Genomic DNA, 9407 nt, shown 5'->3' with positions numbered 1-9407 from the left:
CTAGGAAAAGATTTGGGTACAAAACCCCAAACGAAGTTTTTATACATTCATTAAATAATAATGGTCAAGTTGCATTTATGACTTGAATCCGCCAATTATTTACATTCTAAAACAAGAATTCAATTTACTAAAAAAAGGAATAAAAAAAACCTACTCAAAAAGTAGGTTTAATTTAAATTTATTGATTGTTTCTGGCTCTTATTTTTCGAGCTAGAAGTGTATTTTTAAGCAGCATTGCAATGGTCATCGGTCCTACTCCACCAGGCACTGGCGTAATAAAGGACGACTTTGGACTAACCGAAGCAAAATCTACATCTCCTTTAATCACATATCCTTTTGGATTTGAAGCATCATCAACACGAGTAATTCCCACATCAATAATAACCACACCATCTTTGACCATATCACCTTTCAAAAATTCAGGAACACCTAATGCAGTAACGATAATGTCTGCCGTTTTAGTAAATCCCTCAATGTTTTTGGTTCTACTGTGTACTAAAGTTACCGTAGAATCTCCAGGGTATCCTTTGCGACTCAACAAAATACTCATTGGGCGACCCACAATGTGGCTACGTCCAATTACAACAGTATGCTTTCCTGAAGTTTCGACTTTGTAACGCTCTAGCAATTCCATAATTCCGTAAGGAGTCGCAGGTAAAAATGTTTCCATTTCGAGTGCCATTCTACCAAAGTTCGTTGGATGAAAACCATCAACATCTTTTTCTGGATTGATCGCTAGCAGAATTTTTTCTTCATCAATGTGTTTTGGTAACGGTAATTGTACAATGAAACCATCAAGGTTATCATCTGTATTCAATTCATTAATTTTAGCCAGCAAAGCTTCTTCGGTAATATCTTCTGGCAAACTCACCAAAGTCGATTCAAAACCTATTTGCTCACATGAACGCACTTTACTGCCTACATATGTCAAACTTGCTCCATTTGTCCCAACAATTACTGCAGCCAAATGAGGCACTTTTCCACCGTTTGCTTTGATTTCTTGAACCTCAACAGCGATTTCTTTTTTAATATCTTCTGATGTTTTTTTCCCGTCTAGTATTTGCATTTTTTTTGGCTTTTGGCGTTTAGCGATTAGCTTTCGGCACCATTAATTGTTTACTACTTTACTATATTTCAAAACTGAAAACTCAATCTCTGAATACTGAATACTTTTTCTTATCTCATTCCAGGCATACCTCCAGGCATTCCGCCTTTCATACCACCCATCATTTTCATTAAATTTTTTCCACCAGGACCTTGCATCATCTTCATCATTTTGCTCATTTGGTCAAACTGCTTCATCAATTGATTCACTTGTTCGATTTTTGTCCCTGAACCTTTGGCTATTCTTGTTTTTCTTTTAACATCAATAGTAGCTGGTTTTTTTCTTTCTAATGGTGTCATGGAGTGAATAATTGCTTCAATATGTTTAAAGGCATCGTCTTCAATCTCTACATCTTTCATGGCTTTGGAAGCTCCAGGTATCATTCCGACTAAGTCTTTCATGTTACCCATTTTTTTCACTTGCTGAATTTGAGTCAAGAAATCATCAAAACCAAATTCGTTTTTAGCGATTTTCTTCTGTAATTTTCTAGCTTCTTCTTCGTCAAATTGTTCTTGCGCTCTTTCTACCAATGACACAACATCTCCCATTCCAAGGATACGCTCTGCCATACGAATAGGATAGAATACATCAATAGCATCCATTTTCTCACCCGTACCTACAAATTTGATTGGTTTATTAACAACAGTTTTGATCGAAAGTGCTGCTCCTCCACGAGTATCTCCATCTAATTTGGTTAAGATAACCCCATCAAAATTTAAAATATCGTTGAAAGCTTTTGCAGTGTTTACAGCGTCTTGTCCTGTCATCGAATCGACAACAAACAAGGTTTCTTGTGGCTCGATTGCTTTGTGTACACGTGCAATCTCGTCCATCATTTCTTTGTCTACTGCCAAACGACCAGCCGTATCGACAATCACCACATTAAATCCATTGGCTTTTGCGTAGTTAATTGCATTTTGTGCAATTTCAACTGGATTTTTATTTTCTGGCTCAGAGTAAACCTCAACACCTATAGAATCTCCTACTACATACAACTGCTGAATCGCTGCTGGACGGTAGATATCACAAGCCACCAAAAGTGGTTTTTTATTCTTTTTTGTTTGTAGATAATTTGCCAATTTTCCAGAGAAAGTGGTCTTACCAGAACCTTGCAAACCTGACATTAAGATCACCGTTGGCGCTCCCGAAAGATTAACTCCAGCAACATCACCACCCATCAATTCTGTCAATTCATCTTTAACCAACTTAACCAACAACTGACCTGGCTGTAAAGTAGTTAACACGTCTTGACCAATTGCTTTCTCTTTTACTCTTGCGGTAAAATCTTTGGCAATTTTAAAGTTAACATCGGCGTCCAATAAGGCACGACGTACTTCTTTCAAGGTATCGGCAACGTTTACTTCGGTAATTTTTCCGTGTCCCTTTAATATATGAAAGGCTTTGTCTAGTTTATCGCTTAAATTATCAAACATAATTTTTATCTTTTTATGAGGTGCAAATTTAGGCATTTGAATCCTAATTATGAAAAGTATTATCTATAAAAAAATCAAATACAATTGATTTATAAAAGTTACTTTTAAAACACCAAATTATTAACGCTCCCTTTTCATATTTACATTAAAATCAGGTGCTTCAACCAACTGTAAAGTTGCCGTTACAAATTTAATAGCACCGTTACTACTTTCAAAAGCTTTTAATATTTGAGTAAACAATTCCGTTTTTGTTGCACGTCTTTTTTTATAACCTACAACATATCTCAAAGTAAACTCAACAAAATTCTCATTTATCACAAGTGATACCATAGCATCTGTTTTTGCTTCTTCTAATCGAAATTTATTCTGCAAATGCCCCCATTGTAATTTTGATAGATCGCTTAGATCACCTGCAACCTTATTTCCTATTTCTAACAAAAGTTCGCGAGCCATATCATAATCACTTCCATATTGTATTTGCACTTTTATTTCATCCCACAAAAAAGGAAAATCTCCTGAATAATTAAAAACCGGTTCTTTGAACACATAACTATTGGCAATCAATACGATTCGGCCGTTGTACAAATCACCATCTACCCATTCACCAGTTTCCATAATGGTAGTACGCAGCACCCCAATATCCATTACATCACCTTTGATCCCACCCAACTGAACACGATCACCTGTTTTATAAAAATCTCCGAACATAATAGCCAACCATCCCGCAAAAGAGGCAATTACTTCTTGCAAAGCAAAAGCAATCCCCGCTCCCGCAACTCCCAATGCCACCGTAAAACCACCCAACTTATCACTAAAAACGACTGTAATTAGAACAATTGTTAAAAAATAACCAGCATAGTTACTGATTTTTTTGGCTCGATAATGATTATCGTTTCCTTGAATCCTAGACAATAAATTGCGTTGAATTACCCTAACTAAAAGCCAAATCACGGCTACTCCAATAATTATCGTGGAAATTTTACCAACAGTTGGATCAAATAAATAACTTTCTATAGTATCGTTCATCATCATTCTTCTTTAGAAATGGAAATATTAAATTTTGGTGCTTTGTAATTTTTATCTAAATAGTCTTCGGGAATCGTGGATTGGCTACCATCTCTAGCGGCACGGTAATGCGGTGACAGGATTTCGATTCCGTTTTCATTACAGCAATCCTGAATATTAGCGTGTAAATCGGAATAAATAAGCGCTTGTTTATTGACTTCCTTGGTATAACCATTGATTTGGTAAGATACATAAAAATCATCTAAACTAGTTTGTAGAACAAAAGGAACTGGTTTTTTTTGAAGCAACTCAGTACGGTTTGCAGCATCTATTAATGCTTGATGCACTTTTTTCCAAGGTACATCATAACCAATAGTTACTGTCGTATGTAAGATCAATCCATTCACAGGAGCATCACTACTGTAATTTATTGTGTGGCTATTCATGACGGTTGAATTTGGAATCGAAATAATTTCATTTTTGGTCGTTCTCACTCTAGTAACCAACATTGACTTTTCAATTACATCACCAAAAACGTCTCCAATTTTCACACGGTCTCCTATTGTAAACAAACGCATATAGGTCAAAACTAATCCGGCAACTACATTGGATAAGGAACCTGAAGAACCAAAAGTGAACAGGACACCCAAGAAAACAGAAACTCCTTGAAAAATAGGAGAATCACTTCCTGGCAAATAAGGAAAAATTACAATGCCCATAAAAGCGTATAAAACCACTTTTATAATTTGATAAGTTGGATTGGCCCAATCAGGATAAAACCCTGAAAGTTGCAATTTTTCGTTTTCGACTTCGGTCTTTAGGAAATGAATCAATCGTAAGACATACCTAAAAAAGATCACGATTACCATAATGGTCACCAAATTGGGCAGATAATCCCAAACGCCATGTACAATTTTTAGAGCTGGACTTTTTATGTATTCAATCAGCGTATCTGTAAAATGTTTGGTCCACGGGAAAATCCCAAATAATATTGGTAGTGATAAATAGATCGTAAGAATAGTCAAGATCCATTTTAAAAAATTACTAATCGATGTAAAAACATTGACTTGTCTACTAGTATCAAATAAGGTGTAATTTTTAATGGTAATTCCTTTGAGCAATTTTCCTTCTTGTTCACTGATTTTTTGGTTTAATTTTCGAAATCCTTTTCGAATAAAAAATATAATGATTCCCACAACAAGGAGCACTAGCAGTGCCAAACCTATCTCTTTACTTAAGGTTTCTGTACTGGTTTCTTCTTGATATTTTATAACGGCATTCTCAATTGTGCTTTTGTATTTTTTGGCCAATTCCTCTTTGGTTGTATTGTTCCAAATCGCATCATTTTCTGAAATACTAGTCAAAATACTTTCTCCTACCATTAAATCCACAGTACTCTCGGAAGCTGAAATCTGGATATCTTCTTTTTTGAATTGGTAGATATCCGCTAATTTCTGAATACGATTGCTAACGGCCTCTGCTCTATCTTTGACCGAAAAACTTCCTAGTCGATTGTAGATTGCAAATAATGTGTCGTTAAAAAATCCCATCACAGGATATGATTTTGCTGTAGTACGTAGCGAATCAATCTGACGTTTCTTGAACTCCAAACGTTCTTTGTCCTTGTCTGCAAACTCCTGAAGCTGTTTGAGCAGTTTATCTTTTTGAATATTGTCGGTCGTACTAAGTTTTTCTAATTTCGATTGAAGTTTGGATTGCTGTACTGAATCTTTGAGACGTTGCACTTCTAACTCCTCAAGTTTTTTATTGTACGCATTCAATACCACTGCATTAGTCGAATCGACTTGCTTGGCGACCAATACTTCTTTTACTTCCGATTTTTCAGCCTCTGATTTTTGTTCTTTTGTTTGCGAATAACTGCATTGCGAGAGAATTAACAGAAAAAATAATTGGGATATAAATTTCATGGTGCACGATTACTAGTATGAATTAAGAAGAAGCTATTGAAAACGAAAACTTCCTTTTTTGTATTGTCAAAAATAGTTTATTTGAATGATTGAAGCTTTATTTTATGCTAAAGATTATTTGGTCACTGTGGAGTTGGCTTGAACCGTAAAATCAGATTAGGGTATTTGTTGTGGTTAATAATTACGAATCGCAATTAAAAATATTGCTGTTTTATTTTTTAACCATATAAGTCATCTAAGTTTTCTTGTTTGTAGAAATCTAAAACGAAGTTAAATAGAAGTTCATAAAAGTTATTTTATGCATGCATAAAATCTCAAGGACTTTGAAATTCTCAAAGAAACGTGGCTAAGCCAATACAAAGTAGGTCGGCAATATATTTGAAGTCGTATTTATAAACAAGAAAGTTGTAATCGTTTTTAATGATTACAACTTTACTATTACTTTTTTTGATCTATTCCGATAGCAGAAGCAACTCGATACTTCAGGTTATTATCTTTTATGCTTAGATGGGATTAACAGTTACTTGACCACCTATTGCTTTTAGAACTTTTATAATTGTTGAGAATTGCGGTTTAGCTCCTTCAGATAGCGCTTTGTACAAACTTGGTCTACTCAATCCAGATTTTTGAGCAATTTTAGTCATTCCGATTGTTTTAGCTACATTTCCTATTGCTGTAACTAGGTCAGTTTCGTCTCCATTTTCTAAAACTTCATTTAAATATGCAGCAATCATTTCATTACTGTCTAAATAATCCGATATGTCAAATTTTGATGTTTCCATTGTCTATTTTTTTAATGATCTCCAAATTTCTTTTGCCTTTTCAATGTCACTTTGTTGAGATGATTTGTCGCCTCCAATTAATAAGACTATAATTTTCCCATCTTTTTCTTTGAAGTAAACTCGATAACCTTTGGCATAATTTATTTTAAGTTCTTTTATTCCGTCACCAACTGATTCACATTCGCCAAAATGTTCGTCGTTTTCCAATTTTTGTACTCTCATTAAAATTTTTGCTTTGGCACGTAAATCTTTCAGTTTTCGTAACCATTTATCAAATTCTGATGTTTTCTCAATAAAGTACATAATTTAATTGTATTCATTTGGATACAAATATAATGCTATTTTCTATTTGATTTTGAAGTTTTCCAGTTTTTTGTACATTTTTTTTAAATGTTTTAGGATGATACTGCACGAACTTATAAGCAAGTCTAGAAGGATGTGCTATTTTAAATCATTTTAACCATATATGTCATCTAAATTTTCTTGTTTGTAGAAATGTAAAGCGAGGCTAAATAGAAGTTCATAAAAGTTATTTTATGCATGCATAAAATCTTCACAAACTTGTCATTCTGAAAGAATCATGAGCAATAAATTGCAAAGTTTTTACGCAAATAATATGAAATCATGTTTATAAACAAGAAAGTTGTAACCGTTTTAATGATTACAACTTTACTATTACTTTGGGAAAACTAAGTACAATTCTATTTTAACATTAACGAGATACAGCGACAATCTAGTTTTTCATGCATAAGGCTAGGATTTATTTTTTTATTTAATCTTGCCATTTAATAGAATAATTTCCAGTTGGACTAAACTCAATCCACTTACCTTCAATAATCTTTTCTTCTGCTGTCCTGTTATTAATTAAACGAAGTTCATAAGAAACCTTACGCTTACGATATTCTATTTCAGATGAGAATGCAGATTGTCCAACAGGAATGACAACTGTTTCCATTCCTTGAAACACGTGAGAGCTTATTGACTCCACATTACTATACACCTTTTTTTCTCCATTAAAATAAATTTCTTGATTATAGAAACTAGTTGGTATTTCTACCAAAATTGAAGCATTTTTCAACCAGACAAAAGCATTTTTATCACTGCTTACAAATTGAGAATTGTTGTTAATTTTTATTCCTTCATAAGGTGAAAATGTAAAAGATTGCGATTGTTGAATATTAAATTCAAAATTTGTACCTTTTTTCACAAACAGGGAGTCCCCATCTTCTTTTTTTAAAATATATTTGATACTGTCGAATTGATAACCATGTGATTTTTTTTGATAAACAACAATTTTCTTAATTTCTTCACCTGATTTTAACACTAAAGTGAATTCAAATTCTTCATCAGTACTATTTTCAATTAATTCGATTTTTAAGGAACTTGACGTTTCACGAGTAATAACAAAGCCTTTATCATTCCAAATAGTTACCATTTTCCCTTGGGCTTCCAACGAAAGCGTTTGATTTTCTTGTATTAATGCTCCGTTTTTAGAATAGATATTACCGTGAATATTCAAGTTTTCATTTTCGTTTATCACTTCCGAAATACTCCAATCTCCATTGATAAACGATATTTCCGTTTCCCCTCCTTCCGCTTCCATTGTTATTAAGTTGGTTGAAGGTTGTATCCTCGAAACTTGATCATCATTCTTACTACAAGACATAAGTCCAATTGATAGAATTAATCCAATAAATATCTTCATGATTTTATTTTCTTTCATATTAAATTATTTTTCATTTTTAATGATACTATTACTAAATTTTCAGTCTAAAAAATATAAAAAACACTTCTTTTTTATATTTTAATGACAAGAAATTACTTTTTATCAATCTAGCATTTATACTATTTTAGATATTCAATTTCATGAGGATGAATTATAGCCTTTATATTAATCCTGCCAAATAATATAATTAATATAACCTTACTTATTTTTAAATTAGTCCCATACCACCTTTACGACATATTTTAACTGTACTTCACAAATTAATACATCGCAATTATAATTTCAAATATACAAAAAATTCCCACTGTTGGGAAAATTATGTAAAAAATCCGTAATCTGGTTAAAAGAAGCTATTTTTGGCATCTAAATGTTTTTTTTAAAAATTTACGACCAAGTATTATGGCTAAAAAGGTTTACCAAGGGGAAACGAACGATAGAGAGCGATCAAAGCAAAAACTTATAAATGCAGTTGGTGAAGTATTAAAAACTAAAGGTTATACTGGATTAACTGCTACAAACATTTCTAAAACAGCTGGATTGAGCCGACGTCTTATTACCATGTATTTTGATTCGGTAGATGATTTGATAGAAACTTATGTTCGTAATAAGGATTATTGGACGGAAGCATCAGGGGATTTTAGTAAAACAATTGAAGAGAAAAAGAGTCTTAACTCCAAAGAAATAATTGAGCGTTTATTACAAAACCAATTGGACTATTTTTATGAAAGCACCGAAATGCAAAAGCTTATTTTATGGGAAATCAGCGAAAAATCAAAAATTATGTATGAAGTTTGCGAAGACAGAGAGCGTCTTGGTTCCCAAATTTTTGAGTTAGCAGATCAAGAATTTAATGAAAAAGATATTAGAGCTGTATCTGCGCTATTAGTTGCAGGTATTTATTACATGGTATTGCATTCTAAATCAACCGATACTCTTTTTTGTGGAATTGATATTAATGAACCAGAAGGAATGAAACGAATTAAAAAAGCAATTAGTTTAATTTTAGAAAATTTATAAGTCATTTTACGCAAAATTACCCTTCGTTAATTTGATCTAATACATTCGTTTGATTTACAGAAAAATAATTGCGAATTTTAAATATCAAGAGGAAACTTCAACTATGAGACTTCCAATTTGTACTTAACATTATGAAGTAAACTGATATACTTTATAGTAAGGTTTCAATGAATTTATAATTGAAATATCCTAATATTGTTCTTTAAAAACTATAATTCCACAAACCCGCGTGAGGGATTGAGGCGGTATCCTCGTAGTGAAACGGAGAGATATAGCCGAAAGCCCGACCACAAAAAAAAATGGCTAAGCGCAAACTGGAGGGCACTGAAAAACATCGCATATTTTGATTATCATTGTTTTTTAGACAATAAAAAAACGCTTGTAACAGGATTTATATAATCCGTTGCAAGC

At 33.0% G+C, this 9407-nt stretch carries 8 protein-coding genes; 1 reads left to right on the top strand and 7 read right to left on the bottom strand.

Features of this window, described 5'->3' with window-relative positions:
* Positions 1 to 178: 178 nt before the first annotated feature.
* The 7 genes from M2326_RS17165 to M2326_RS17135 all read right to left on the bottom strand — a co-directional run bounded on the left by M2326_RS17165 (position 179) and on the right by M2326_RS17135 (position 7976).
* Positions 179 to 1066 carry a bifunctional 5,10-methylenetetrahydrofolate dehydrogenase/5,10-methenyltetrahydrofolate cyclohydrolase gene (locus M2326_RS17165; RefSeq protein WP_264620773.1) on the bottom strand — a complete coding sequence of 296 codons (888 nt, stop codon included), beginning with the start codon at positions 1064 to 1066 and terminating at the stop codon, positions 179 to 181.
* Positions 1067 to 1176: 110 nt separating this feature from the next.
* A complete protein-coding gene (ffh, locus tag M2326_RS17160; protein WP_264620772.1) occupies positions 1177 to 2538 on the bottom strand; it encodes a signal recognition particle protein in 1362 nt (453 codons plus the stop codon).
* A 120-nt stretch (positions 2539 to 2658) separates the two neighbouring features.
* Positions 2659 to 3567, bottom strand: coding sequence for a mechanosensitive ion channel family protein (locus M2326_RS17155; RefSeq protein WP_264620771.1), 909 nt, complete (start codon positions 3565 to 3567; stop codon positions 2659 to 2661).
* Positions 3567 to 5471, bottom strand: a complete 1905-nt coding sequence (locus tag M2326_RS17150; RefSeq protein WP_264620770.1) for a mechanosensitive ion channel family protein — start codon at positions 5469 to 5471, stop codon at positions 3567 to 3569. The genes M2326_RS17155 and M2326_RS17150 overlap by 1 nt, the downstream gene beginning before the upstream one ends.
* Before the next feature lie 503 nt (positions 5472 to 5974).
* Positions 5975 to 6253, bottom strand: coding sequence for an addiction module antidote protein (locus tag M2326_RS17145; protein ID WP_264620769.1), 279 nt, complete (start codon positions 6251 to 6253; stop codon positions 5975 to 5977).
* Between the two features lie 3 nt (positions 6254 to 6256).
* Positions 6257 to 6556 carry a type II toxin-antitoxin system RelE/ParE family toxin gene (locus M2326_RS17140; protein ID WP_108740459.1) on the bottom strand — a complete coding sequence of 100 codons (300 nt, stop codon included), beginning with the start codon at positions 6554 to 6556 and terminating at the stop codon, positions 6257 to 6259.
* 469 nt (positions 6557 to 7025) lie between these two features.
* Positions 7026 to 7976, bottom strand: coding sequence for a hypothetical protein (locus M2326_RS17135; RefSeq protein ID WP_264620768.1), 951 nt, complete (start codon positions 7974 to 7976; stop codon positions 7026 to 7028).
* 402 nt (positions 7977 to 8378) lie between these two features.
* Between M2326_RS17135 and M2326_RS17130 the strand changes: the two genes are divergently transcribed.
* On the top strand, positions 8379 to 8996 hold the full coding sequence (locus M2326_RS17130) for a TetR/AcrR family transcriptional regulator (RefSeq protein WP_264620767.1): 618 nt from the start codon (positions 8379 to 8381) through the stop codon (positions 8994 to 8996).
* Positions 8997 to 9407: the final 411 nt, after the last annotated feature.

The sequence above is a fragment of the Flavobacterium psychraerolatum genome, assembly GCF_025960985.1.
In the GTDB taxonomy this organism is placed as follows: domain Bacteria; phylum Bacteroidota; class Bacteroidia; order Flavobacteriales; family Flavobacteriaceae; genus Flavobacterium.
The sequence above is the reverse complement of the archived record's forward strand: the minus strand, read 5'-3'. Positions and strand labels throughout refer to the sequence as shown.

Bases quoted from the DNA above. Each gene is read 5' to 3' on its own strand.
- M2326_RS17145 (WP_264620769.1), bottom strand. From the start codon at position 6,253: ATGGAAACATCAAAATTTGACATATCGGATTATTTAGACAGTAATGAA.
- M2326_RS17150 (WP_264620770.1), bottom strand. From the start codon at position 5,471: ATGAAATTTATATCCCAATTATTTTTTCTGTTAATTCTCTCGCAATGC.
- ffh (WP_264620772.1), bottom strand. From the start codon at position 2,538: ATGTTTGATAATTTAAGCGATAAACTAGACAAAGCCTTTCATATATTA.
- M2326_RS17155 (WP_264620771.1), bottom strand. From the start codon at position 3,567: ATGATGAACGATACTATAGAAAGTTATTTATTTGATCCAACTGTTGGT.
- M2326_RS17165 (WP_264620773.1), bottom strand. From the start codon at position 1,066: ATGCAAATACTAGACGGGAAAAAAACATCAGAAGATATTAAAAAAGAA.
- M2326_RS17135 (WP_264620768.1), bottom strand. From the start codon at position 7,976: ATGAAAGAAAATAAAATCATGAAGATATTTATTGGATTAATTCTATCA.
- M2326_RS17130 (WP_264620767.1), top strand. From the start codon at position 8,379: ATGGCTAAAAAGGTTTACCAAGGGGAAACGAACGATAGAGAGCGATCA.
- M2326_RS17140 (WP_108740459.1), bottom strand. From the start codon at position 6,556: ATGTACTTTATTGAGAAAACATCAGAATTTGATAAATGGTTACGAAAA.